This window comes from Terriglobia bacterium, from assembly GCA_032252755.1.
Taxonomy (GTDB): Bacteria; Acidobacteriota; Terriglobia; order Terriglobales; family Acidobacteriaceae; genus JAVUPY01.
Genome location: JAVUPY010000025.1, coordinates 243,851 through 268,222, shown reverse-complemented (window position 1 = coordinate 268,222; position 24,372 = coordinate 243,851). Strand labels below are relative to the sequence as shown.

General features: G+C 57.8%; 23 protein-coding genes. 9 read left to right on the top strand and 14 right to left on the bottom strand.

What is annotated here, in order from left to right; genetic code table 11:
• Positions 1-5: 5 nt before the first annotated feature.
• The 10 genes from ROO76_06470 to ROO76_06425 all read right to left on the bottom strand — a co-directional run bounded on the left by ROO76_06470 (position 6) and on the right by ROO76_06425 (position 9,008).
• Positions 6-803, bottom strand: coding sequence for a hypothetical protein (locus ROO76_06470; protein ID MDT8067796.1), 798 nt, complete (start codon positions 801-803; stop codon positions 6-8).
• A gap of 37 nt (positions 804-840) precedes the next feature.
• Positions 841-1,092, bottom strand: a complete 252-nt coding sequence (locus ROO76_06465) for a hypothetical protein (GenBank protein ID MDT8067795.1) — start codon at positions 1,090-1,092, stop codon at positions 841-843.
• 16 nt (positions 1,093-1,108) lie between these two features.
• The gene (locus ROO76_06460; GenBank protein ID MDT8067794.1) at positions 1,109-1,480 is read right to left on the bottom strand and encodes a hypothetical protein; all 372 of its coding nucleotides are present in this window, start codon (positions 1,478-1,480) and stop codon (positions 1,109-1,111) included.
• A gap of 171 nt (positions 1,481-1,651) precedes the next feature.
• Positions 1,652-2,623: a hypothetical protein gene (locus ROO76_06455; GenBank protein ID MDT8067793.1), complete on the bottom strand. Its 972-nt coding sequence runs from the start codon at positions 2,621-2,623 to the stop codon at positions 1,652-1,654.
• A gap of 165 nt (positions 2,624-2,788) precedes the next feature.
• Positions 2,789-3,202: a hypothetical protein gene (locus ROO76_06450; protein MDT8067792.1), complete on the bottom strand. Its 414-nt coding sequence runs from the start codon at positions 3,200-3,202 to the stop codon at positions 2,789-2,791.
• 174 nt (positions 3,203-3,376) lie between these two features.
• Positions 3,377-4,588 (bottom strand): ornithine--oxo-acid transaminase, encoded by a 1,212-nt coding sequence (rocD, locus tag ROO76_06445; GenBank protein MDT8067791.1) that lies wholly within the window; start codon positions 4,586-4,588, stop codon positions 3,377-3,379.
• Positions 4,589-4,685: 97 nt separating this feature from the next.
• The gene (gene pyrB, locus ROO76_06440; GenBank protein ID MDT8067790.1) at positions 4,686-5,591 is read right to left on the bottom strand and encodes an aspartate carbamoyltransferase; all 906 of its coding nucleotides are present in this window, start codon (positions 5,589-5,591) and stop codon (positions 4,686-4,688) included.
• Positions 5,592-5,632: 41 nt separating this feature from the next.
• Positions 5,633-6,628: a carbamate kinase gene (gene arcC, locus ROO76_06435; GenBank protein MDT8067789.1), complete on the bottom strand. Its 996-nt coding sequence runs from the start codon at positions 6,626-6,628 to the stop codon at positions 5,633-5,635.
• A gap of 61 nt (positions 6,629-6,689) precedes the next feature.
• Positions 6,690-7,664 carry an ornithine carbamoyltransferase gene (gene argF, locus ROO76_06430; protein MDT8067788.1) on the bottom strand — a complete coding sequence of 325 codons (975 nt, stop codon included), beginning with the start codon at positions 7,662-7,664 and terminating at the stop codon, positions 6,690-6,692.
• Positions 7,665-9,008, bottom strand: a complete 1,344-nt coding sequence (locus ROO76_06425; GenBank protein ID MDT8067787.1) for a cyclic 2,3-diphosphoglycerate synthase — start codon at positions 9,006-9,008, stop codon at positions 7,665-7,667.
• Positions 9,009-9,300: 292 nt separating this feature from the next.
• Between ROO76_06425 and ROO76_06420 the strand changes: the two genes are divergently transcribed.
• The 6 genes from ROO76_06420 (at position 9,301) to ROO76_06395 (ending at position 18,136) form a co-directional block, all read left to right on the top strand.
• On the top strand, positions 9,301-10,347 hold the full coding sequence (locus ROO76_06420) for a M14 family metallopeptidase (protein MDT8067786.1): 1,047 nt from the start codon (positions 9,301-9,303) through the stop codon (positions 10,345-10,347).
• Between the two features lie 132 nt (positions 10,348-10,479).
• Entirely contained in the window at positions 10,480-14,991 is a 4,512-nt protein-coding gene (locus ROO76_06415) for an Ig-like domain repeat protein (GenBank protein MDT8067785.1), read from the top strand.
• A 236-nt stretch (positions 14,992-15,227) separates the two neighbouring features.
• Positions 15,228-15,518 (top strand): 4Fe-4S binding protein, encoded by a 291-nt coding sequence (locus ROO76_06410; protein MDT8067784.1) that lies wholly within the window; start codon positions 15,228-15,230, stop codon positions 15,516-15,518.
• The gene (locus ROO76_06405; GenBank protein MDT8067783.1) at positions 15,508-16,665 is read left to right on the top strand and encodes a 2-oxoacid:acceptor oxidoreductase subunit alpha; all 1,158 of its coding nucleotides are present in this window, start codon (positions 15,508-15,510) and stop codon (positions 16,663-16,665) included. The genes ROO76_06410 and ROO76_06405 overlap by 11 nt, the downstream gene beginning before the upstream one ends.
• The gene (locus ROO76_06400; GenBank protein MDT8067782.1) at positions 16,662-17,549 is read left to right on the top strand and encodes a 2-oxoacid:ferredoxin oxidoreductase subunit beta; all 888 of its coding nucleotides are present in this window, start codon (positions 16,662-16,664) and stop codon (positions 17,547-17,549) included. Before ROO76_06405 ends, ROO76_06400 begins: the two co-directional genes overlap by 4 nt.
• Entirely contained in the window at positions 17,528-18,136 is a 609-nt protein-coding gene (locus ROO76_06395; GenBank protein ID MDT8067781.1) for a 2-oxoacid:acceptor oxidoreductase family protein, read from the top strand. Before ROO76_06400 ends, ROO76_06395 begins: the two co-directional genes overlap by 22 nt.
• 91 nt (positions 18,137-18,227) lie before the next feature.
• Here the strand turns inward: ROO76_06395 and ROO76_06390 are convergent, their stop codons facing one another.
• Positions 18,228-18,434: a twin-arginine translocase TatA/TatE family subunit gene (locus tag ROO76_06390; protein MDT8067780.1), complete on the bottom strand. Its 207-nt coding sequence runs from the start codon at positions 18,432-18,434 to the stop codon at positions 18,228-18,230.
• 170 nt (positions 18,435-18,604) lie between these two features.
• On the opposite strand from ROO76_06390, the gene ROO76_06385 reads away from it, so the two are divergent.
• The 3 genes from ROO76_06385 to ROO76_06375 are packed head-to-tail and all read left to right on the top strand — an operon-like array spanning position 18,605 to position 21,096.
• Positions 18,605-18,769: a hypothetical protein gene (locus ROO76_06385; protein ID MDT8067779.1), complete on the top strand. Its 165-nt coding sequence runs from the start codon at positions 18,605-18,607 to the stop codon at positions 18,767-18,769.
• Positions 18,770-18,824: 55 nt separating this feature from the next.
• Positions 18,825-20,567: a methyl-accepting chemotaxis protein gene (locus tag ROO76_06380; GenBank protein MDT8067778.1), complete on the top strand. Its 1,743-nt coding sequence runs from the start codon at positions 18,825-18,827 to the stop codon at positions 20,565-20,567.
• Between the two features lie 28 nt (positions 20,568-20,595).
• Positions 20,596-21,096: a chemotaxis protein CheW gene (locus ROO76_06375; protein ID MDT8067777.1), complete on the top strand. Its 501-nt coding sequence runs from the start codon at positions 20,596-20,598 to the stop codon at positions 21,094-21,096.
• Positions 21,097-21,216: 120 nt separating this feature from the next.
• On the opposite strand, the gene argR is transcribed toward ROO76_06375, so the two are convergent.
• The 3 genes from argR to ROO76_06360 are packed head-to-tail and all read right to left on the bottom strand — an operon-like array spanning position 21,217 to position 24,342.
• Positions 21,217-21,660, bottom strand: a complete 444-nt coding sequence (argR, locus tag ROO76_06370; GenBank protein ID MDT8067776.1) for an arginine repressor — start codon at positions 21,658-21,660, stop codon at positions 21,217-21,219.
• A 1-nt stretch (position 21,661) separates the two neighbouring features.
• Positions 21,662-22,798, bottom strand: a complete 1,137-nt coding sequence (locus ROO76_06365) for a hypothetical protein (GenBank protein MDT8067775.1) — start codon at positions 22,796-22,798, stop codon at positions 21,662-21,664.
• On the bottom strand, positions 22,798-24,342 hold the full coding sequence (locus ROO76_06360) for a c-type cytochrome (GenBank protein ID MDT8067774.1): 1,545 nt from the start codon (positions 24,340-24,342) through the stop codon (positions 22,798-22,800). Before ROO76_06360 ends, ROO76_06365 begins: the two co-directional genes overlap by 1 nt.
• Positions 24,343-24,372: the final 30 nt, after the last annotated feature.

Sequence of the window (24,372 nt, the reverse complement as noted above, 5' to 3'; positions counted from 1 at the left end):
AAAATCTATTCACGCCGATGCGGCCGCGGGATGTACTGCGGGCCTGTCGGGTAGTAGGCGGGTGTGCCAGAGAGGCGGAAGGCCTTGTCCGCGTCGATGCCAATGGCGTGATTCAAGACGACGTCGACTACCGTGCCCGGTTCAAATCGCACATCGCCGCCGCGCGCCATTATGCCGATCAGCGTCCCGGCCCCGATGCCGGCCAGTCCGCCAACGCCATAGCCGTGCCAACCCGGACTGGCGGCCGCACCGGCAATTCCGCCGATGGCGCCGCCCGTCGCTGCGTTCCTGCCGATTCGTTCCAGGTCCTTTGCTTTCTCGGGATCGTGCTGCACCGTGCCGGGTTCCTTCATGCGTGAGTTCTCGCTTCCGGGAACCTGGTCGATGGCGGCGCCCATGCTTAGCGTATAGCCGCTCGGAAACACCAGGGTTGTGAGATGAAATGCCAACTGGGCGGTTCCCTTGATGCGGCCGGCGCGCTTGACACTGTCGACGACGCCCTGGACGTAGGTTCCGCTGGGAATGACTACCTGATTTTCGATGACGATGGGAAAATTCGTCTGCCCGTAGATCGGATCACCCGGCTGCGCGTTCTTGGTCGAGATACCCTGGCGAAGCTGAATGGGAATCCTGGTTCCCGCCGGCACCACAAGTATGTGCCCCTGTTGTTGTTCCTCGGGTTGCTGGGGGCGGACGACTTCGGTTCGACTCTTCAGTTGAGGCGTGTCATCCCGAACCTGGCTGGGAGCCTGCTGGGCGACGGCTGTGGCGACAAGTAGGAAGATAAGGAATGAAGTCCGCATAGGATCTCCACAAACGTTTGCGATTATCAGAGCGATTCTACTCTCGAATTCCTGCAGAATTCATGCCACACGAAATCTCGGCGATTCCCTCGACCTGCGAGAAATCGTCTGCCTGCCGATCAAAGGAAACGAATCTGCGCTCGTAGGCGTACCGCGGATCTATTAAGAGCAACTGGCGGATAACATTCTCGCGCTTACCGCTGTTATGCAGATGCTCGTCATAAACTACGCCATGAATGACATACAGATTGCCGTTCCACTCCATGAGTAGCGGACGTTGATGCATCATCGCGACGACCAGGTCGTCAGCCCGGATTTCGCCATTGGGGGGTAAACGTAGCGTTCAATTGGTTCGCGTGACCATCGATCGCGCAGGAAGCCCCGGCTATTTTTTCGGACAGTGTTCGCAAAGGCGATGCGGCATTGGCTTCGAGAACGGCGTTCAGTTGCGAACCGGGATCGCATTTCAGGTCCGCAGCGCCAAGCACCATGGCAACAGCGGCCTTCACAATGGCGGTCTTGCCTTGGTCAGTGGCCTTAACGGAAGGCATGGTAATCGTGACCCGCAGGTTTGGATGAACAACCTCCGGGTCCGGAACGGGTAGATCCTGCGCAAGCGCTGAAGGAATGAGCGGGAAAAGGATGAAAAAAATGACAACCGCGAGCTGGTATCTCACAAGGGCCTCGGTACAGTGACAACATAGCTCCGCCGGGTTGGTAAAGCGAATGAATTTGTGCGGGCAATCCGGAATGGTAAGTCGGCAGCGCTAGTCGGCGGTACTAAAAGATAACGCCCCATCCAACCTGCACGGCTGGAATGGGGCGCGATCCAACTGGCTCGATGCCTGCTACTTCACTACTCGAAGCATCATCTGCGTGCCGCTGTCGAGGTGAACGCTCTTGCCGGTGGAGGTGATGACGCTGCCTTCGGTGGCGTTCGAGGCCGCTGTCGCGAGCGACATTCCTTTCATGCCCACGACACCACTGCTAGTCGAAGTCAACGCGCCGGTGACCCCGTGACCAACATTGGCGCTGGAACCGAGGGACGAGTTTAATGCACCGGTAGCATTTCCGCCGACGTTGGCCACTGCACCGGTCGCAGCAGTCGCGGTGGAGCCTACGCCGCCGAGGACACCGGAACGTCCGCCGCCGGAAACGGCACCCGTCGAAGCCATGCCGCCCGACCCCATTGCGCCCATGTCGTCATCCATCGGCATCGGTGCTGTACGCGCTGCCGCAATTGCCTGCACGACGCTGTTCATCTGAACCTGCTGCCCGTTCTTCAGGAGCGCGCGGTCAAAGACGATTCCCAGCGACGAGTTGGCCTCGCCTTTGCCCTTGGTTTTCGCTTCAGTTACGTGCCCGAATAGTCTAGAGCCCTTCTTGATGACCACTTTGCCGTTTGCCTTCACATCTTCTGAGGCGGTCGCGAAGACCTCGTCGCCAGGCTTGCACTTGCGCGAATCGAGGGGCTTGGAAAGCAGGGCGCTCACGTTAGTGCCGGCGCTCAGCGCGCTCGCGGCGTCGGTCGACTCACCCTTTTGCGCCTTCTTCGGCTGCGGCTGATGGTGCCTGGACTGCTTTGACGTGGAGTGCTCTTCGTGCTTTGGCGTGGAGTGCTCTTCGTGCTTCGGCGCGGTAGCGCTTGTCTGGCTCGAAACACCGGCGTTGCTATTGGAGTTTACGTTGGCGCCGTTCTGGCTGGCGGAGACCGAAGTGTTGCTTGAAGCGGAAACGTTGTTCTGACTGCTGACCTGCTGCGCCGCAGCAACGCCAACCAGCGTTGACAGCGCGCAGATTACGACGAAGTTTTTCTTCATGCCATCCTCCCGATAAAATCCTTGGCACTCTTCGTGCCAATTGCGAGTGATCTGAAAGCAATAGAACTTTCAGCTACTTACGTGTGCTCTGGTGACTCTCTGATTACGCATGTAATGCGAAAACCTTGCCGGACATGGCTTTCCGGTTGGGGAATTTTTACCTACTCACTTCTTCTCGGCCGAGAGATCGTCCACCGGCTTCATTGAAACAACCGTGTAGGCGCGCTCCTTGCCATCGAGTTCGTCTACCTTCAACAGAAGCTTGTCCTTGTCGGTACGAAACTCTGCGGTCTGCCCGACCGGAAGCAGAACGGGATGTTTCTCGTCCCGCGGACGGATGCGATAGATGACCTGGTCGGACTTCAGCACGTATTCCTGGCAGAGCACCTCCTCGGTGTTTTTGTGGCCGCCGTTGGTTCCAAGGATTTCGCCCTTGAAGGTGTTGCCGGACTTCTCGGCGTAACCGCACGAAACGGATTCCATGCTTAACAACTGCCCCTTTTGATAAAAGTGATGGTGCTTGGCCAGCGCGCTCGAACAGAGAGCGAACACAAGAATCGTCAGGCTAATGCGGTTCATGGTCTTCCCCCCACACATGGAAATAGCAAAGTGAACGAATGATAACTTTGGATGCAGCAACTGTGGATGGGGCAAAAGCGAATTGAGGTTACGTTAGTAATGTTTCGGAAAAAAAACAAAGGCCTCACATCTGCCGAGTACCGCAGACGTGAGGCCGGACACACGCAAGGTTGTTTAGCGTTTTTCGAGGACCTGTCGAATTCGCGCCGCGGCCCAGTCGATCTCCTCGCGCGTGATGGTCAGCGGCGGCGCTATGCGGATGACGTGGTCGTGCGTCTCCTTGCACAGGATGCCGAGTTCTTTCAGGGCTTCGCAGTAGGGACGCGCCTTGCCTTGCAACTCGATGCCAATCCATAGTCCGACACCACGGACTTCCTTGATTTCGGGACTCTTGATCGCTCTTAGCTTCTCCATGAAATAGGCGCCGTTTTCGGCGGAGCGCTCGACCAGTTTCTCGTCAATCAAGACCTTGAGTGCAGCGCGGGCTACGGCGCATCCGAGCGGATTGCCGCCAAAGGTGGACCCGTGATCTCCAGGTTGGAACACGCCGAGGATTTCTTTCGAAGCCAGAACTGCCGAGACGGGGTAGAAGCCTCCGGCTAACGCCTTGCCGACGATGAGCACGTCGGGACGGACGCCCTCGTGCATGAAGGCGAAGAGTTTGCCGGTGCGTCCGAGGCCGGACTGGATCTCGTCACACATGAGCAGCACGTTGTTCTTCTTGCAGAGTTCCGCGGCCTGCTTCAGGAAGCCCTTGGGCGGAATGATGATTCCGGCTTCGCCCTGGATCGGCTCGACCAGGAAGGCGCAGGTGTTCGGTGTAATCGCCGCACGCAGTGCGTTAATGTCGCCGTAGGGGACGATCTTGAAGCCGGGCGTGAACGGACCAAAGCCGTCGCGATACTGCTCGTCGCTGGAGAAGCTGACGATGGTGACGGTGCGGCCGTGGAAGTTGTTGGCACAAACAATTACTTCCGCCTTCCCATCTGGAATGCCTTTTACCTTGTATCCCCATTTTCGCGCGGTCTTGACGGCGGTTTCTACGGCTTCGGCGCCGGAGTTCATCGGCAGCGTCATGTCGAAACCAGTCATGTCGTGCAACTGCTTGTAGAGGAGCGGCAGTTGTTCGTTGCGGAAGGCGCGCGAGGTTAGCGTGACTTTGCCAAGCTGTGCCATCGCGGCCTTCATGATCGCGGGATGGCAGTGTCCCTGGTTGACGGCGGAGTAGGCGGCGAGGCAGTCGAGGTATTTTTTACCGTCGACGTCGTAGACCCAGCAACCCTCGGCACGTTCTATAACAACATCAAGCGGATGATAATTGTGCGCACCGTACTGATTCTCCATTTGTACGAATTCGTCTGTGCGCATGCGTTCCATGACCGGCATAAGTCCTCTCTAGTAGTTGAAACTTAGATGCGTCAATTTGTGGTGTGATTCGGTAACTACCCCGCCCCAGCAAAGCTGGGATCGGGGCACCCAAAACCTAATCAAAAAGCATGGTCAACAGAGCCATCCGCACATAGAGCCCGTTCATGGCCTGGCGGAAGTAAAACGCGCGCGGATCGGTGTCGACGGTCTTGTCCAGTTCCACAGTTCGCGGTAAAGGATGCAGGATCATGGCGTCGGACTTCATGCGCTCGAGCACGGCGGAGTTGATTGCGAAGCGATTCACTTCCTGCTGATCCTTCAGGCGATCCGGTTGAATGCGCGTTGCATAAACGACGTCGACGTTCGGGATTACCCGGTCGATTCTGGAATCGAGTTCGTAGGCGACGTTGTGCCGCTCCAGGTATTGCAGAATGTCGTCCTTGATCTGCAGTTCCGGCGGGCTGACAAAATAAATCTTGACGCGGTCGAATTTGGCGAGGAGGTACGCCAGCGAGCGCACGGTGCGCCCACGATCAAGTTCTCCTATGAAGGCCACGCTCAGGCCATCCAGCGGGCGATCGCGATAAATGGTATAGAGGTCAAGGAGGGCCTGCGTCGGGTGCTGTCCACCATTGCCGTCTCCGGCATTGATAACTGGTACGGGCGACACCTGAGCGGCACGTTTCGCGCCACCTTCTTCGTGGTGACGGATGACAATGACGTCTGAGTAACTGCCGATAATGCGGATGGAATCTTCGACCTGCTCGTTCTCGAACTCGGACGAGAAGGCGCGGGCGTGCTCGGTAGAAAGAACCTTGCCACCGAGGCGGTACATGGCGGCCTCGAAGCTGAAGCGCGTGCGGGTCGAGGGTTCGTAGAACAGGGCCGCCATGATGCGGTTCTGGTAATCGAGGGTACCGCCCCGTGCGACGATGCGCTCCATGAAACGCGTGCGGTCGAACAATTCCATCAGCAGGGGGACCGTGAATTGCTGCGATTCGACGACGTGCTGAAGTTTCATGGCGGGTACTGCCCTGCTTTCAATTATAGGTGCGGCAGGATTCACCGTGTGTGACATACCTGCTCCTCGTGCTTGGTCTGCTCGCTCGCGAGCCCGTTGGCAACGATGTGAGTACCGGCGCTTCCGGCGACAGCTTCGAGCATGTGCGTGAAGGAAGTAATCACGGCACGCTTGCCGCCATTCCTCAGAAAGCGCAGCACGGATTCAACCTTGGGGCCCATGTTGCCGGCCGGGAAATGTCCATTTTTGAAGTGCTCGGCGATTTCCGTCGCTGTTACGTATGTGAGCGCTCGCTGCGTTGCCTTCTTGTAATCGAGGTAGACATAATCGGTGTCGGTCGAAATTGCGAACAGGTCAACGCCGAGTTTGGATGCAAGCAACGCCGAGGCGCGGTCTTTGTCGATGACTGCTTCGACTCCACGCAGCATTCCGTCGGGATCGCGAACGACCGGAATGCCACCACCGCCGCAGGCGACGACGAGCGCTCCGGCTTCGACAAGATCGCGAATGACTTCGAGTTCGACGATCTCGATGGGATCCGGAGAAGGGACGACGCGGCGATATCCTCGAGCCGCATCTTCGACGATCGCCCAACCGTGAGCCCTGCGACGTTCCTCGGCGTCCTTCTTCGAGTAAAAGGGGCCTATAGGCTTGGTGGGATGCTCCATTGCGGGATCGTCGGCGGCAACAACGCATTGCGTCATGATGGCCACGACTGGTACGCGCATGCCGGCGCGATGGAGTTCATTGCGGAGCGACTGCGCGAGTAGATAGCCGATCTCGCCCTGGGTGTCGGCGTCGCAAACGTCAAGAGTGTGGCCCGGCACCTGGTCGGATGCGCGCTCCGAACGCAAGAGTGCGGCCCCGACCTGGGGGCCATTGCCGTGAGTGATCACAAGGCGATACCCGTCGCGGATGAGGCCGACTATGGCTTCGGCGGTCCGCCGGGTATTGGCCAACTGCTCGGCGACGGTTCCCTTTTGGCCTGCGCGAATCAGGGAGTTGCCGCCAACCGCGATGAGCATCGTCTTGGACATGAGACTTCCGAGAGAACTACCCCACCCTATCGCTGCGCGATAAGGGTGGGGCACAAGGTTGTTACTTCGCTGCTACCAGGTCTTCCTCCGCGATCATCTGCGAGTAGCCGATCGGCACGTCTTTCATCAACTCGAACATGATCGCTTTCTGCACGTGCAAACGGTTCTCGGCTTCCTGGAAGACGACCGAGCGCCGATGATCGATGACATCGTCGGTGACTTCGTCTCCTCGATGAGCCGGCAGGCAATGCATGAAGATGGCATCGGGCTTGGCAATGGAGAACAGCTTCATGTTGACCTGGAAGGGCAGGAAGATTTCGCGGCGCTTGGCAGCTTCGGATTCCTGACCCATGCTGGCCCAGACGTCGGTGTAGATCACGTCGGCATTGTGCGCGGCAGCGTCAGGTTCGTTGGTGATGGTGATGGAGCCACCGGTTTGGGCAGCGCGCTTGGTCGCCCACTCGATCGCCTTCGCGTCGGGCTCATAGCCTTTCGGTGTAGCGACCCATACGTGCGCACCGAGTTGCGCTCCGGTGAACATCAGCGAATGCGCGACATTGTTACCATCGCCGACGAAAGCGACCTTGTTACCTTTCACCCCGCCTTTGACTTCAGAGATGGTGAGGTAATCGGCCATGGCCTGGCAGGGATGGCTGTAATCGGTGAGCCCGTTGATGACGGGAATGGCTGCGTGCTGCGCCAGGTCTTCGACAATGCTGTGCGCGAAGGTGCGAATCATAATGCCCTGCACCATGCGCTCCAGGTTCTTGGCGACATCGAAGACGGACTCGCGCTTGCCCAGATTGATTTCCGCGGGTGAGAGATAAATCGAAAATCCGCCAAGTTGCTGAATCCCCACGTCGAAGGTCACGCGGGTGCGCAGCGACGGCTTTTCGAATATAAGTGCAAGAGTCTTGCCCCGGAGCGCGGCGCTATAACCCATCGGGTTCGCCTTCATCGTCCGGGCAATATCCAGCAACTTCTTTATTTGTTCCGGGGTAAAGTCACGGATCGATAAAAAATCGGTTGGCAGCATTTATTTCATGACCTCCAGCAGAGCTGGTTTGTGCTTCCTGGTGAACTGCACAACCACATCGCGCAGGCCGTGCTCGCCGCGGTCCTCGGCTTCGTAGGCAACGCGCAGGCTCGGCTTGTCGATCTTGATGGTGCGTGCCAAATCGATCGGAGTGGCAACCAAAACCAGGTCGCATGGCACGCGCTTGATGGTTTCTTCGAGTTCGTGGCACTGGCGCTCGCCATAACCCATGGCGGGCAGCAGGCCGTTGAGGTGCGTGTACTTCTCGTATGTTCCGCGGATGGAGCCGATGGCATAAGGCCGCGGGTCGATGATTTCGAGCGCACCGAACTGCCGGGCGGCCACGATTCCCGCGCCATACTTCATTTCGCCATGCGTGAGCGTCGGACCGTCTTCGACGACGAGCACGCGCTTGCCGCGAACCATCTCCGGATTCGGTACGGAAACGCGGCATGCGGTTTCAACAACCTGGGCATTCGGGTTTACGCGGCGAATATTCTCGCGAACTGTCTGGATATCCTCGAGCTTTGCGGTATCGACCTTGTTGATGACCAACACCTGCGCGCTGCGGAAGTTGACTTCGCCGGGGTAATAAGCGAGTTCATGTCCGGGGCGATGCGGATCGACCACGACGATTTCGAGGTCGGAGCGGTAGAACGAGGTATCGTTGTTGCCGCCGTCCCACAGAATGACGTCCGCTTCCTGCTCGGCCTGGCGGAGAATGTCTTCGTAGTCGACGCCAGCGTAGATAGTGCGGTTCTCAACGATATGCGGCTCGTACTCTTCCCGCTCTTCGATGGTGCACTTATGGAAGTCGAGATCGCTCAGCTTGGCGAAGCGCTGCGCGCGCTGAATGGCGAGATCACCATACGGCATCGGGTGACGGACAGCCACCGGATGCCAGCCCATTTCCTGAAGGTAGCGCGCGATCTTGCGCGAGACTGGACTCTTGCCGCAGCCGGTGCGCACGGCGCAGACCGAGATTACCGGGACCTTCGCCGCCAGTTGGGTCTTCTGCGCGCCGAGCAGCCAGAAGTCGGCCCCGGCAGCGACTACGCGCGATGCCAGGTGCATCAGCGTCATGTAATTGATGTCGCTGTAGGAGAAGACACAGACGTCGACTTCTTTCTCGCGGATGATCTTCTCCATATCGTTTTCTTCGAGGATGGGAATGCCGTTTGGATAGAGCTTCCCAGCAAGTTCGGTCGGATATTTTCGTCCCGCAATGTCGGGGATCTGTGTTGCCGTAAATGCAACAACCTCGAACTCGGGGTTATGACGGAAGACAACGTTGAAGTTATGGAAATCTCTGCCGGCGGCGCCGAGGATAAGGACTCGTTTCATATAGATATCTGGTGGGCGTCGAACTCACAGCAGACGCCTCGCTCCTGATATCTATGCTGCGCTGGCGGCAAATGCCCTGCCGTGAGGGTAGTCACGGGAAGTTGTGAGTTAGTTAAGTTTAATAATTTCTTTGAGATATGGAAATTTATGGATATGCATTCAGGAGTCTGCATAATCACACGCGAGAGGCCGCGAGGAGGGGGTGAATATGCAATTTATCGATGCATACAATCGTGGGGATGTCTGAAAGCGAGTTCACATCTGGCGGAACTCGCCTTATACTCCTGCCGCCATGAAAACCCATATCTTCGCAGTGCTGATCATTTGTGTCGCAACTTCATTCGCGGTCGCACAGAACTTCACGGTAGGCACCGCCACCGCCGCTCCTGGACAAAAGGCGTTCGGAACGATTGATGTCCCCGCCGGTCGCGATCCCGCTGCCTCTATTCCTGTGGCCGTGTTCCATGGCGCGAAACCGGGCCCTGTGCTTGCGCTCGTCTCCGGCCTGCATGGAACCGAGTATGCATCGATTATTGCGCTGGAAAAGGTGATTGAATCGCTCGATCCGGCACAGATTTCGGGGACCGTAATTGTGCTTCCGCTGGTCAACATTCCATCGTTTGAGCAGAAGGTTCCGCATGTGAATCCCGTGGATGGCAAGAGCATGAATGGCTACTACCCGGGCAATCCCAACGGCACGCAGACGGAGCGCGTGTCATGGGCAATCACGAAGCAGGTGGTCGAACAATGCGATTACCTGATCGACTATCACGGCGGCGACCTCGACGAGAATCTGCGGCCGTACGCTTACTGGCCGAAGTCAGGGGATACCAAGCGCGACGCGATTACTCGCGACATGGTGCTGGCGTTTGGGCTGGATCACATCATTGTCTGGAGTGAGAGGCCCGCGGATCCGAACGCGTCCCGCTATCTCGACAACACGGCGAACACGCGTGGCAAGCCGGCAATCGCGGTCGAAGCAGGCTATTCGGGGACGGTCCGCGCGAAGGACGTAAATCTACTTGTGAATGGTACGGTGAGCGTAATGCGGTATCTCAAGATGCTGCCGGGAGCACCAACGCCCGTGGAGAATCCAGTGTGGATCGGCAAGGTCGACACCGTAACAAGCCCGGAGACTGGGATTTTCTATCCCCTGGTACAGCGGGGAACCTACGTGGCCAAGGGGATGAAAATTGGCTATGTGACGGATTATTTCGGACACACGGTGTATGACGCCGAAGCACCCGCTGCGGGAGAGGTCCTTTACATCTGCGGAGTGCCATCGATGAAAAAGGGCAATACCGTAGCAAACATCGGGGAGATCATTACGAATCCGTAAATCCCAATCTCAACCTATTGGAAAACAAGGGCTGTTCCGAATTCGGAACTAGTGAAATCCAGTTCTCCATTTTTCTTCAAGATTCAGGTACTCTGGTGTGCCTCATCAACATTCGTAAAGCACTGGGGGCCTATGAAGGACCGCCTTTTCCGCACCTCGCCATTGGCAGTTATTTTCGTTTCCCTGATTGTGACAACGATCGCCGCAGCACAAAGGCCGGCACCCCGGATTACTCAACAAATCGATCCGAATCAGCGGGTGACGCTGCACGGTAACACGCCGCCGCTGGCGCGTGCCGCATTCGATCAGGGACCTGCGCCGGATTCGATGATGGAAAGCCGAATGTTGCTGGTGCTGTCGCGATCGGATGAGCAGGAAAAGGCGCTACGGCAGTTGCTTGATGAGCAGCAGACTGCCGGCTCCCCTAATTTTCACAAATGGCTAACCCCAGAAGAGTTCGGGCAGCAGTTTGGCCCTGCTGATAGTGATATTCAGAGCGTGACAACCTGGCTGCTGAATAACGGATTCCAGGTAACGGAAGTTTCTCCGGGAAAGAACGTTATCGAGTTCAGTGGCACGGTGGGACAACTGCGACAGGTATTCCACACAGACATTCGCAAGTACGTGATCAGTGGTGCGGAACATTGGGCCAACGCCAATGATCCGCAGATCCCGGCAGCGCTGGCGCCGGTCGTAAAAGGTATCGCCTCGCTGAATAACTTTGGGCTTCGCCCGCAGTCGCACACGTTCAATGTCATGAAACATGACGTTCAGACCGGGGAAACAATGCCGCTGATCACGACCGGCGGGACGCCGCCGTATTACCCGATCGGACCGGCCGATTTTTCGGTGATCTATGGGTCGAGGTCGCTACTGCAGGCCGGAAATGACGGTTCCGGGCAGACCATCGCGATCGTCGGCCGAACCAACATCAATCTTCAGGACGTTACCGATTTCCGCACCCTCTTCGGTCTCCCGATGACGCCGGACAATCACACTTCGGTGATTCTCAACGGCCCCGATCCCGGAATCGTCCCCGGAGATGAAACCGAGTCTCTGCTGGATGTGGAGTGGGCCGGCGCGGTCGCTCCCGGAGCGTCGATTGTCCTTGTCGCCTCAGAATCCACGACAACCGTCGACGGGGTTGATCTTTCTGCTCTTTACATAATTCAGCACAACCTGGCGCCCGTGATGAGCGTTAGCTATGGCGCCTGCGAATCGGCGTTTGGTAATGCCGGAAATCAGTTTCACCAGTCGCTTTGGGAGCAAGCCGCAGCCCAGGGAATCACCGTGTCAGTATCTGCGGGCGACAACGGGTCTGCCGGTTGCGACGACCCGAACAGTGAGACCGTCGCGTCGAATGGCATCGCAGTCAATGGCCTCGCTTCCACTCCGTTCAATATCGCCGTGGGCGGCACCGACTTCAACGACGCCACGACCCAGACCACCTACTTCAACAGCACCAATGGTACCGGCTATCTCTCGGCAAAGTCGTACGTACCAGAGAAAACCTGGAACGATTCCTGCGCGGGCGGTACTTCTCCCACTACAAGTTCCTGCACAAGCAGCCAGAATCTCCAGCTTTGGGCAGGTTCTGGTGGGCCCAGCAACTGCTCGAAAGTAAGTGGCGGGAAATGTTCCGGCACGGTCAAACCAGCCTGGCAAACGGGAATTGGCGTTCCCAGTGACGGCGTTCGTGACGTTCCGGACATATCTTTGTTTGCCGAGGGTGGCGTTTCGGCATCGCACAGCTTTTACGTGATGTGTGAAGCGGATCTCCTTCCGTACGGCTACCAGTCATGCACACCGTCCGGGGGATATGTCTATTACGTACCGATCGGCGGAACCTCGGCGGGCGCCCCTGCGTTTGCGGGCGCAGTCGCGTTGGCGAATCAGAAACTGAATAGAAGACTCGGCAACTTGAATTACCTGCTTTATTCGATTGCCGCACAGTCTGGCTCTTCCTGCAGCACCGGTTCCACGTCGACCAGTTGCGTGTTTCGCGACGTGGCGACCGGCGCGAACACGGTTCCCTGCAAGGGTGGAACTCCGAATTGCAGCGCTACCACGGGAACGGGGGTCCTCGTCGATTCCGGAAAGCTGGCGTACATGACGGCGACCGGCTACGACCGCGCCACGGGTCTGGGTTCGCCAAATATAGCGAATCTCATAACTAAGATCGGACAGGCGACTTTCACTCCAAGCACAACCAACCTCACCCTGAATGGCAAGATCACAACAGTCCAAGCCAATCACGGCGACTCGATCAATGTTGCGGTCAACGTTTCACCCAGCGCAGCCACGGGAGATGTGTCCCTGATAGGCAACAACGGTACAACGGACAATTCGGGGATCGATTCATCGAAGCTGACCAGCGGCGCGGCGACGTGGGGTTCGACGCTCTTCCCCGGCGGAAGCTACACGGTACACGCGCACTACGCGGGCGACGGCACGCGGGGGGCAAGCGATTCGAGCGCTGTTTCGGTCAACATCGCTCCGGAGAACAGCAAAACGTTCGTCAACCTGGTTACGTTTGACCTGAGCGGAAACTTGACTAGCTACACGGCGACAAGCGCCGAGTACGGGTCGCCTTACATCCTGCGCATGGACGTTGGAGATTCCGCGGCAGCGATTTCGAGCACGACCGGGGTTTCCAGCAAGTGCACGAATGGGACCGCGAGTTGTCCGACTGGAACACTCACGGTGACCTCCAATGGGAATCCGCTCGACGGCGGAAACTGGCCACTGAACAACGAAGGGCACTCGGAAGATCAGCCGATCCAACTGACTCCGGGGACGTACAACGTCGTGGCGAACTATCCGGGAGACTCCAGCTATAACGCGAGTACTGCTAACGCGAACATCATCATTAACAAGGCGACGACCGCGCTCACTGCGACAGTAATGTCCGCCGGCCCCTACACGTACGGAACTGGTTTCCCGATCAACGCGGCTTTGACGTCTTCGAGCAACGGTGCGGCCCCTGGAGGCTCGCTTACGTGGCTGGACAATGGCGTCGACGCCAGTTCGAACATTCGGCTCCTGTACTCTTCGCCGAATGCAGGAGGCAGTTCGGGTTACGCGGGCGTGACCTACTCTGTTCAATACACCCCGTCGTCGGTGGGCAGCCACACGCTCATGGCGCAATACTCGGGTGACTCCAACTATGCTGCCGTTGCGGCAGCCCCAGTTTCGTTCACCGTGACTCAGGCGCAACTCTACAGCAGTTATTCGGCGGTTCGGCCGAACGTGGCCACCCCTGCCATCCCGGTAACCCTGACGATACAGCTCTCATCGAGCTCGAGTTTTCCTCAAAGTCCTGCCGGGACCATCTCCTTCTACGACAACGGAGTGCTGCTCAGCGGAACCGTGACTTATAACCGGTACCCAAACGAGATCTCCGCGAGCATGAGTTATACGTTCACGCAGAACGGACAGCACACCATTACGGCCAGCTACTCCGGAGACACTTACTTCGCGGCTCTGGCATCCGGTTCGGTCGGAACGGTGACGGTGTCGGACAAACTCACTCCGAACATGCAAACGACATCGTCCTTCGCACCGGCTCTGGTCAATTACGCCACGACTCTTACGACTCTCGTTTATATCCCAACGGATGGTACTCCCTACCCGACGGGAACCGTCACCTTCACCGACAACGGCCAGCCGATGAATGGAACGGTGAGTTACAGCGGCAGTACCAACATCTATGCGACTCTCAACTACACGTTTACCACTTCAGGAACACACACGATCGCAGCCAACTACTCCGGGGACGGGATCTACGCTCCCACGACCAATTCGTTGAGCCTCACCGTCGTTGACAAATTCGCGACAAACATTCCCTACTTGAACGGCCAAACTAGTTTCGTGGTCGACACACCATCGACACTAGCGGCCACGGTCCAGTCCAGCGCCATGTTCCAAGGGCCGGCAATGACGGGCACAGTCACATTCAAGGATGGAGACACTACGGTTACAGGAACGCCGACTGTGCAGAACCTGGCCGGGTACATGATCGCCGTGGTCCCGTATAGTTTTACGGCCGCAGGGACCCACAACATAACTGTCCAATACAGCGGCGATGATCACTATGCGCCGGTATCGAACACCTTTCCCGTCCAAGTCGAAGGCCAACTTTCAATACAGTTGCAGTACGATTCTTATACGCCGGGAGCGAACGGCGGGAGTGGAACACTCGCGGTCTGGGCCTACAACAATATCAGTAGCCCTCAGACCGTCAATCTCACTTGCACACCGGATTCGTCGGCAGCGACTTGTTCAGTTAGTCCGAGCACATTGAGTCTCAGTGGAAGCTCGGCCAACTCGACGAATGTAACCTTCACCGTTCCAGCATTGTCGGCTTCCGCCGATCGCAAGCTACCCTTCACAATGCCATTTCTTTTCGCTTGCGTACTGGCGGGACTTTGTTTCGGTGGCCGCAAGCAACGGGCAAGTGCAATTCTCATGATCGTATGCGTGCTCGCCATTGGAATGATCTCTTGTGGTGGTGGCGGATCGACCGGAGGCACCACACCCATTCCACCTCCAACCCCGAGTTCCAAGGTCTACAAGTTCACCATAACCGGCACCGCGGGAACCAATACCGACAGCAAGGTACTGACGGTTACGGTTCAACGCTGAGCTCTACAATCCTCGATCGAGGGGTGCATTTGCACCCCTCTAGCTTTGCTCACCAAACTTGGCTCCTGCCGTCGTTCACCCCTCACACCCAGCTGTGACCGCAATCACTTCACCTTGGGCCGTGGGAATTCAGAATGCTGAGAAGGGCTTGTGATGGCGAAGGTTCCATTCACGGTCTCCGGTCCGCATATCTGCAATCATTAATTCTCCACGCGGTCCGGGCGAAAGGAGATTCGATGGCACGAGGTTCCGTGTCGATCGTCGTCGAGCGGTGCAAGGCCTGTGGGTTCTGCGTGGAGTTCTGCCCCACCAAGGTCCTGGCGCTCAGCTCAGCTTTTAATTCCAAGGGATATCACCCGCCGCACGTCATAGCCGCCGACAAGTGCTCCGGTTGCGACTTGTGCGGCATGTACTGCCCGGATTTCGCCATACACGGCTTCCGTACCGACAAGCCCAAAGCAGCCGCAGCGAGCGCGAATACTCCCGCGCCGTCCGCTCCCGCAAAGGAGGCCGACGATGCACGCTGACCCTCGTGGTGTACTGACCGGTTCTCATTTCCTCGACGGCGATCACGCGGCCTGTGAAGGCGCGCTCGCCGCGGGCGCACGTTTCGCTTCCGGCTATCCGATTACTCCCTCGACCGAGGTCGTCGAGCGCTTCGCGCAACGCATTCCTAAAGTCGGCGGCACATTCATACAGATGGAAGACGAACTCGCCGCCTCGATTACCCTGCAGGGCGCGGTCTGGGGCGGAGCCAAAGCTTTTACCGTCACCTCCGGCCCGGGCTTCTCGCTGATGATGGAACACATCGGCTATGCCGCAATGACCGAGACACCTTGCGTGTTTATCGACGTACAGCGCGGCGGCCCATCCACCGGCCTTCCTACCCTGCCTGCGCAGGCCGACATGATGCAGGCAAAATGGGGATCGCACGGCGACTACGAAATCATTGCGCTGTGCCCGAACTCTCCGCAGGAATGCTTTGACCTGACGATTGATGCGTTCAATCTTGCCGAAAAATACCGCGTGCCGGTGTTCGTGATGATGGACGAGGTCGTCGGTCATATGACCGAAAAGGTTGTGATCCCGCCGGCAGACAAGATCGAAATTGAGCCGCGGCATTTCACCAAGAAAGACACCCATAGCTTCCGGCTTTACCAGCCCTGCGAAAACGAAGTTCCGGAAATGGTGAAAGCCGGTGACGGATACAACATCCACGTCACTGGCCTGACGCACGACGAGCGTGGATATCCCAATATGACGCCGCCCATGCAGGACACCCTTGTAAAGCGCCTGAAATCGAAGATCACCGACAACGTCGACAAGATCTGCCGATACGAAATGGCGGATATCGACGGCGCCGAAGTCGTCGTGGTCAGTTATGGAATCACGTCTCGCGTCGCCGAGCGCGCCATCGCATTGGCCCGCCAGAAGGGTGTGAAGGTCGGGAAACTTCGTCTCATCACGGCTTGGCCGTTCCCCGAGAATGCCATTCGCGAATTGGCGCCAAAGGTAAAAGCGTTCGTGGTACCTGAGTTGAACCTTGGCCAGATGGTTCGCGAGGTCGAACGCTGTGCCGGTGGACAGGCCCGCACGCTCCTCGTTCCGCACGCGGGCGGCACAGTACATAATCCCGAACAAATCCTGAACGCTATCCTGGAGGCAGCACGATGAGCACGGTCGACATTCAACTCGAACCACCTAATCCGGTTGAAGAATTCCTTCGTACCGACCGTATGCCGCACATCTGGTGTCCGGGATGCGGCATCGGCACCACCGTGAACTGCTTCACGCGCGCGCTGATCGACTCCAAGATCGATCTGAAGAAGCTCTCGATCGTCTCCGGAATCGGCTGCACCGGCCGCGTCGCCGGCTACGTGAATTTGGATTCGTTCCATACCACGCACGGCCGCGCGATTCCTTTCGCGACCGGTCTGAAACTGGCGAATCCCGAACTGAACGTTGTCGTGTACAGCGGTGACGGCGACCTGTTCGCGATCGGCGGCAACCATCTTATCCACGCCGCGCGGCGCAACGTCGACATCAAGGTGATCTGCGTTAACAACCTGATCTATGCGATGACCGGCGGCCAAACAGCCCCCACCACGCCCGGTGACGTCATCACTTCGACCTCGCCTTACGGCACCTACGATCCGGCGTTCAACCTTCCGGCACTCGTTGAAGCCGCGGGCGCGGTGTTCGTCGCGCGCTGGACGACGTTCCACGTCGTGCAGTTGGCGAAGTCGATGAAGGAAATGTTCTCGAAGAAGGGCTTCGGTTTCATCGAAATCATTTCGCCCTGCCCGACTCTCTACCAGCGCCGCAACAAGATGGGCGACGGACTCGATGCGATGAAGTTCTACAAGCAGGTAAGCAAGGTGAAGCACGGCGCGCCGACCAGCGAAGTCGCGCTCACCAAGGCGGGCGAAATCATCGTCGGCAAATTCGTGGACCGCGAGCGGCCGGAATATTCCGACATGATGAACCAGCATTTACGACATGAATTGGGCGACCGTTACATCGAGGAGGCACCGGCATGCAGCAATTGCAGCAACTGACAGAAATCCGAGTAGCAGGATTTGGCGGCCAGGGCGTCATCATGGCGGCCAGCGTGATCGGCAAGGCAACCTCGATCGTCGACGGCCAGTACGCCACCATGACCCAGAACTTCGGGCCGGAAGCGCGCGGCGGAGCCTGCAGCGCGCAGGTCATCCTATCCGGCACGCCTGTTCTCTACCCCTACGTTACGCATCCCGACGTCCTCGTGGTGATGTCGCAGGAGGCTTACAACAAGTTCGCGCCGGAACTCAAACCGGGTGGGATCATGCTGATCGAGCAGGAACTCGTCCGCGTCCAGGATCTAGGCAAGCACGTGAAAGTCTACGGGATTCCAGCAACGCGCCTTGCAGAGCAATGCGGCAAGCGCATGGTACTCAACATCGTCATGGTCGGGTTCTTCGGAGCGGTTACCGGTCTGATCTCGCGCGAGTCGTTGAGAAAAGCGGTCGAGGATTCCGTTCCCGCCGCATTCCGCGAAATGAACCAGAAGGCATTCGATGTAGGCTACGAGCACGGCCTCAAACACCTGAAGCAAGGCGAACTGCGCGCAGACGAATTGCAGGAAGAAGTCGAAGTAAGGGAGTAATTCGGACTGGGTTTCTTCTCACGGCCCGTAAGTCACCAGGACTTTCGGGCCATTTCTCTGTCCATCGCAGTCGGCGAAGCGGGCCTGAAGCTTAGTGCTTCTCATCGGGAGTCGGAGCGGCGATGGGCGCCGAAGCGACTGGAGCAGCGGGCTCTTCCGAGGGCTCACGCAATCCTGCTTTGAAGTGGCGAATGCCTTCGCCTAGTCCCTTTCCAAGTTCGCCGATCTTCCTGGGCCCAAAAATCAGCAACGCGATACCAAAGATCAAAAGTAATTCTGGGATGCCAATATCACCCATATTGGTGTTGCCCTCCAGCGGAGCGATCTCAATCGCCCGGAAAAACCTTATTTAACTATACGGTACTGGCTACCTATTGGCACTGGCACTTAGGTATCGTGCCGCAAATCCCCGGGAAAACCGATCAAGTCATTCTGAATTCCTGCCGAAGTATCCGGATGGAAGGGCAGATGTTTACTCGATCGGTATTGAGATTCCCGTTCGGACTCCCTGGTTCGCTCGCCATCATCCTGCTGCTCGCAATCGTGACCGGAACGGCGCAGAGCTGTTCGCAGGTCCCCGGCGACGGAACTGGCGTAGGCAGATCGGCGTCGGCGAAAACAGGGCGCCGTTAGCTGGACCCGCGATTCAAGTACCGCGAGCAAAAAACGAGCCGGATAGGAGTAGGACATGACGAATTTAGTGAAGACAATTCGAGCCAAACTGATGATTGCAATTGGCGCACTGGCACTAGTCGCGGCAGGTCTGGCGGCATTTGGCATTTACGAGGTCAACGAATTCAATAACCGGATCAACTTCGTGACGCTGGTTGTCAGCAAGCGCAACGTTTATGCCAATCGTGGTTACGAAGCATTCCTCGCATACTACCGTTTCCAGAAGAACCAAATTCTCGAAACGGATCCTACCGCCAAGCAGAGATGGGAAGAACAGCAGGCAGCCGCCGAAACCGACCTCAATGCAGCATTGGGCGAGTGGGAGAAAGTCGCTTCTGAGGAGGGCAAGCGGGAAGTGTCATCCATTCGCTCAGGGTTTGCGGATTTCAAGCGTGAGAACGATCGCATCCTTGCGCTCAGCCGTGCGAAGCAGGAAGGAAAAGCTCGCGAACTTTCAAACGGGGAAGCGAACAGGATCGCGGATAGACTCCGCGTGGCATTCGATGAAGGTCGAAAGTTAACTGAAGACGCCATGCAGCAGCAGGCAACAGAAACGGACGTCCTCTACGCCCAAACACGTAATTGGATGGTCGGTATCACCTTGCTGGCGCTTGGTGCCTGTGGTGTCCTCGCCTACTTCATCGTTACCCACGTCGTGAAAGGAATCGCGCTCGTTGTCGACCGCATCAAGGACGTGGCCCAGGGCGAAGGCGACCTGACCAAGCGTATCGAGGTACAGAACGACGATGAACTTGGCGAATTGAGCCGCTGGTTCAATACCTTCATGGACAAACTTCAGCAGATCATCATCCAGGTGGCGCAGAGCACCGAACACATTGCCAGTGCGGCGGAAGAGATCTCGTCTACGGCGACGCAGACTTCGCGCTCCGCCATCACGCAAAAAGATCAGACTACGCAGGTCGCGACGGCCATGCAGGAGATGTCCTCGACCGTGCTGCAGGTCAGCGAAAACGCCAGCAAGGCTGCCGAGAGCGCGCGCCGTGCCGGTGAAACGGCACGTTCCGGCGGCGCCATCGTCAGCGAGACGGTCGATGTCATTCAAAACCTCGCCAATTCCACGCGGAACACGTCTGCGAAGATTGAAGAACTGGGCAAGAGTTCCGATCAGATCGGCCAGATCATCGGCGTGATCGACGACATCGCTGACCAAACCAACCTTCTCGCGCTGAATGCCGCCATTGAAGCAGCCCGCGCAGGTGAGCAGGGTCGCGGATTCGCGGTGGTCGCAGACGAAGTTCGCAAGCTGGCTGAGCGCACCACGCAAGCCACCAAAGAAATCGCGCAGATGATCAAGACGATCCAGGAAGAGACGGCCCGTGCGGTTGAGGCCATGGAGGCGAGCACTTCGGTCGTAGAACACGGCGTCGAGAGCGCGACCAAGGCCGGAAATTCGCTGAAAGAGATTATCCAGTCTTCAGAGCAGGTGAACGACATGATTACGCATATCGCAACCGCCTCGACCGAGCAATCCACCGCCACGCAGCAGGTAAACGCCAACATGGAACAGATCTCCAGCCTGGTGCAGGAGTCCGCGATGGGGGCGGAGCAATCGGCCAAAGCATGCACCGACCTCTCCGACCTTGCACTCGATCTGCAGAAGCTGGTGGGCCGCTTCAAGTTGGGCAACGAAAGCACAATGCGCGTCCAGCAGCGCAATGTCCGGCGCACAAGGAGGCCTGACGCCGAAATGCCAGTGCAGCATGACTTCACCGAACAAACATCCTTGAGAGTCCAGTGAGCGTAACCGCTGACGAAAGGAGGAGCGCATGAACACAGTCGAGGAAAGCGGTACGCGCCAGGAAGGCCCCATCGGCGGAGAACTGTTGCAGTTGGTAAGTTTCCATGTCGGGGATGAAGAGTTTGGACTGGATATCCTGCGAGTGCAGGAGATTATCCGAATCCAGCCGCTAACACGGGTGCCCAACCTGCCGGACTACATCGACGGGGTATTCAATCTGCGGGGCAAAGTCATCCCCGTAATCGGTTTACGAAAGCGTCTGGGACTGGATAAGCAGTCCGCGAACAAGCACACCCGCATCGTCGTAGTCGACGTCCACAGCCAAACGTTGGGGTTTGTCGTTGACTCCGTCTCGGAGGTACTGCGCATCCACAGCGACACGGTGGAACCGACGCCGCGGTTGGGCAAGTTGGAACGCGACTACATCTCCGGAGTCGGGAAGCTCGATTCGCGCCTGCTCCTGCTGATTGATCTCGAGCGGCTGATGAGTGATGCGGAGTTCGAGAAGATCACGCGGAAACTGATGTAGCTCTTGTTGTGGCAAAGTGGCTCGAACATGCTGACTCGTCGTTCGAGAGACAGCGCAGGTTCTGCCTTTGCGGCCGCTCAACCAGACGGCTTCTGCGCCCGGGCGAACCTGCGCTGTTGTCTAGCTAAGCATCGTGCGGATGCGCGCGGCCATTTTCTGCGCGGTCTTGCGGCTCTGTGAAATGATGAGAATCGTGTCGTCGCCTGCGACTGTTCCGACCACTTCCACCCAACCTTCGGCATCGAGTGCGGCGGCGACAGGCTGCGCTGATCCGGGAGCGGTTTTCAGAACAAGCAGGTTTTGGGCTTCGCGAACCTCCTGCACGAATTCGCGCACGAGACGAATGGCCGGCGGCAATGCGGGCTCCGCCGACTGATCGCCTTCCTGCAAGGCGTAGCCTTCCGAGGTCTTTACCAGGCCCAGTTCGTGAATGTCGCGAGAGAGCGTCGCCTGGGTGACGTCGAAACCACGACGCACCAGCGCCCGGCGCAACTCTTCCTGGTTACGATAGGGCTGCTGTTGAATGATCTCCAGTAGCGAGTTCTGACGGGTTCGTTTTGACATGTCACTTTGCGGAAGCGGCCGCACTGCGACCGCGGCTCTGCGCAACTTTCCTCAGCATCCACACCAGCGTAGCCAGACCTCCGGCAAATGTCAGCAGGAAAACGATAATCACACCTGTCTGCGGAGATACCTGCAAGCGCGAGAGTTGAAAGTAGGGATTCAACGATGCCGTCCGAACCATGTCCCGCATGACCACCATCAGCGCGACTGTGACTAATACCATGCCGAAACCCGCATGAATCAGCGGCGAGGGCTCCCTGGCCGTACCGCCGACCAGAAGGAGAATCGTTGCGGCAAGGGTTGTAAGCAGAGCCATTGCGAATATCGAGACTCCGAGTCCATCGCGGAAGAAGATCATCGCAACGTTCTTCGGCAAGGCCATCAGGAACCACATCCCTATAAGGAATTGCAGAATCGTGGTTCCAGCAAAGGCGACCGACGCCCGACGCACCAGCCAGGCGCCGTACTCTCTGTCCTTCTTGAACTGCAGGGTTCCATAATGCGCCAGCACCGCTGCGAACACACCGAATGAACCGATGATGGTATGCAGGTAGCGTGGCCAGATCGATCGATCTCCTAGATTCAACTGCGCCCCGTTGGTGTGTGCGCGATACATTGCCAGCCACTTCTCGGGCGACCACATCAGCGTGATGTTGTTGGTGAAGATGAACCCGATCGTCAGGAAGCACGCCACCGAAACCCCGAGAACCGCGATCGATGCCGTCGACGCCCGCTCGCCACTGTGTGAGTTGTAGTAGTAATACCCGTAGTATCCCAGAATCACGAGGACGATAACGCTGATCCAGTATGCGCCGATGAGAATCGAACTTGTGTAAAGCAGATTGCCATAGAGCACCTGGACAAACAGCAATGCTGCAACGCCCAGTGTCACGGTGAAAGCAACGAATACCGGCAACACGCGCCCGAGTTCGGACGATAACCGGCGGGAGAGCGGGTGCCGGTCACTTCGCCCGCGAATGGCATTGAAGAGCGCGGTCAATCCGCCAGCCAGAGTGCAATTCATGAACAGGACATGCAGGAAGAAAAGAACGAGCAGCAGAGTCTTCAGCAACCACACCGGAGCAGGGAGCGGCATCGGATCGGCTACGGGAATCGGGATGTTGTTTGGCTGCAGCATCACTCCCCTCCTTTTGCGGCTCCGGCCGGTTGCGGATTTGACATTCGCGCGATGTACTCTGCCAGTACTTGAGCCTCCTCAGGGTCCCCCGTGAACGGCGGCATATTTGAACTCATGGAGTCCAGCACGGGAAGCAATCCTTGCACCTGGTCAGGCCCACCGCCGGCGAACGCTGCTTTCAACGGCCTCATCTTGCCGTCGATGGTGTGGCAATGCCCGCAACGATTGTCGAACGATTGCTTCCCCGCCGCCATGCGATCGCTGACGTGTGTGTAATCCGGAAGAGGATTCAGAGAAGCAAGATACTTTCCGAGCGCCTCGCGGTCCTGTTCGTTCCCTGCGAATTGCGGCATGGCGCCGCGCAGCAACTGGATGTGCGAGAGCATTGCAGCGGCAAACGCCGGATCCCAGCCATATACCCTCTTACTCATCGACCGGTATCCGTTGACGGTGTGACAGCTTCCGCATTGGTCAACGAACAGGTCGCGCCCATACTCAATGCTGGATCTGTCATCCGTGGTTGTGAACGCCGGCCCTGGGGCAAATCCGGTTTGCTGCAGCCTTGGTATATCCGAAGCTCGCACCCCATTGGCATAGATATAGCCATTGATGACCCAGGGTTTTCGAACGAACTCGCGCAGGTACTCACCGCTCGCCATCAGGGAGAATGCGAAAAAGACAAGCAACACGATCACTGGTGTTCTCATCGCTCGCGGCTTCCAGACCGCGAAGATCAGTCCAAGGACGAACACCAGCACAGCCGAGAGCAGTCCCATTCGGATCGGATGCTTCGCCGCCGGGATATCTCCGCCGAGCAGCGCACGCGAAAACTCCGGAAAGCGCGAGTAGTACCACCACGCCAGCAACGGCAGCAAAATCGAACCCGCGACCATCCACTGCCCCGCCCAGCGATAGACGCGTTCACGAACTTCGCCCTGCTCGCGCCTTCCGGTCACCAGGCCGAAGACGCCCGCGAGCAATACCGCTACTGAGGTTCGCAGGAACAACGAAGGCCAGTACGTGGGATTGAAGAGCCCATCCCAGATTGAATGCGTTTGCAGCCAGCGCCCCGGCGTGAGTTGGTAGGTAATGATTCCGTTAATGACGAACAGGCTCATCCACGCGGCGACGAAATAAATCCAGCCGATCGCCATATGCGTGGCGCGGTCCAGGCGATCCCAGTTTGAGGCGTAGATGATGGCCGCCGTGATCTCGACAAAGAAAAACACCCACTCGATTGCCCATGCCCAGACGAACGTATGAATCAGCGACGAGGTCGCTTCGGGTGCCACCAGTCCGATTGTGAACCAGATGCCGACTCCGCTGATGGCGCCGTAGACCAGGGTGAGCAAGGCGAAGAACTTCGAGTGACGCCGGACGTAGCCGAGCAGGGCGTCATCGGAGCGCGCATAGGCGCGGCGCTCAGTGATGACGAGAAAAGCCCCACCTCCAATGGCAAAATGCGAGACGAAAACATGGGTGACCGCCACAATGGCGATGAGGAGGCCGCCGGGGAATCCCGGTTGCCAGACCGGATAGTTCATGGGGCCTCCATGCGCGCCTGGCGTCCTATT

Bases quoted from the DNA above. Each gene is read 5' to 3' on its own strand.
- ROO76_06385 (MDT8067779.1), top strand. From the start codon at position 18,605: ATGTTTACTCGATCGGTATTGAGATTCCCGTTCGGACTCCCTGGTTCG.
- ROO76_06365 (MDT8067775.1), bottom strand. From the start codon at position 22,798: ATGCTGCAGCCAAACAACATCCCGATTCCCGTAGCCGATCCGATGCCG.
- ROO76_06360 (MDT8067774.1), bottom strand. From the start codon at position 24,342: ATGAACTATCCGGTCTGGCAACCGGGATTCCCCGGCGGCCTCCTCATC.
- rocD (MDT8067791.1), bottom strand. From the start codon at position 4,588: ATGCCGGTCATGGAACGCATGCGCACAGACGAATTCGTACAAATGGAG.
- argF (MDT8067788.1), bottom strand. From the start codon at position 7,664: ATGCTGCCAACCGATTTTTTATCGATCCGTGACTTTACCCCGGAACAA.
- ROO76_06420 (MDT8067786.1), top strand. From the start codon at position 9,301: ATGAAAACCCATATCTTCGCAGTGCTGATCATTTGTGTCGCAACTTCA.
- argR (MDT8067776.1), bottom strand. From the start codon at position 21,660: ATGTCAAAACGAACCCGTCAGAACTCGCTACTGGAGATCATTCAACAG.
- ROO76_06410 (MDT8067784.1), top strand. From the start codon at position 15,228: ATGGCACGAGGTTCCGTGTCGATCGTCGTCGAGCGGTGCAAGGCCTGT.
- ROO76_06395 (MDT8067781.1), top strand. From the start codon at position 17,528: ATGCAGCAATTGCAGCAACTGACAGAAATCCGAGTAGCAGGATTTGGC.
- ROO76_06450 (MDT8067792.1), bottom strand. From the start codon at position 3,202: ATGAACCGCATTAGCCTGACGATTCTTGTGTTCGCTCTCTGTTCGAGC.
- ROO76_06405 (MDT8067783.1), top strand. From the start codon at position 15,508: ATGCACGCTGACCCTCGTGGTGTACTGACCGGTTCTCATTTCCTCGAC.
- ROO76_06465 (MDT8067795.1), bottom strand. From the start codon at position 1,092: ATGATGCATCAACGTCCGCTACTCATGGAGTGGAACGGCAATCTGTAT.
- ROO76_06425 (MDT8067787.1), bottom strand. From the start codon at position 9,008: ATGAAACGAGTCCTTATCCTCGGCGCCGCCGGCAGAGATTTCCATAAC.
- ROO76_06415 (MDT8067785.1), top strand. From the start codon at position 10,480: ATGAAGGACCGCCTTTTCCGCACCTCGCCATTGGCAGTTATTTTCGTT.
- ROO76_06400 (MDT8067782.1), top strand. From the start codon at position 16,662: ATGAGCACGGTCGACATTCAACTCGAACCACCTAATCCGGTTGAAGAA.
- ROO76_06375 (MDT8067777.1), top strand. From the start codon at position 20,596: ATGAACACAGTCGAGGAAAGCGGTACGCGCCAGGAAGGCCCCATCGGC.
- ROO76_06380 (MDT8067778.1), top strand. From the start codon at position 18,825: ATGACGAATTTAGTGAAGACAATTCGAGCCAAACTGATGATTGCAATT.
- pyrB (MDT8067790.1), bottom strand. From the start codon at position 5,591: ATGAAACTTCAGCACGTCGTCGAATCGCAGCAATTCACGGTCCCCCTG.
- arcC (MDT8067789.1), bottom strand. From the start codon at position 6,628: ATGTCCAAGACGATGCTCATCGCGGTTGGCGGCAACTCCCTGATTCGC.
- ROO76_06390 (MDT8067780.1), bottom strand. From the start codon at position 18,434: ATGGGTGATATTGGCATCCCAGAATTACTTTTGATCTTTGGTATCGCG.
- ROO76_06455 (MDT8067793.1), bottom strand. From the start codon at position 2,623: ATGAAGAAAAACTTCGTCGTAATCTGCGCGCTGTCAACGCTGGTTGGC.
- ROO76_06470 (MDT8067796.1), bottom strand. From the start codon at position 803: ATGCGGACTTCATTCCTTATCTTCCTACTTGTCGCCACAGCCGTCGCC.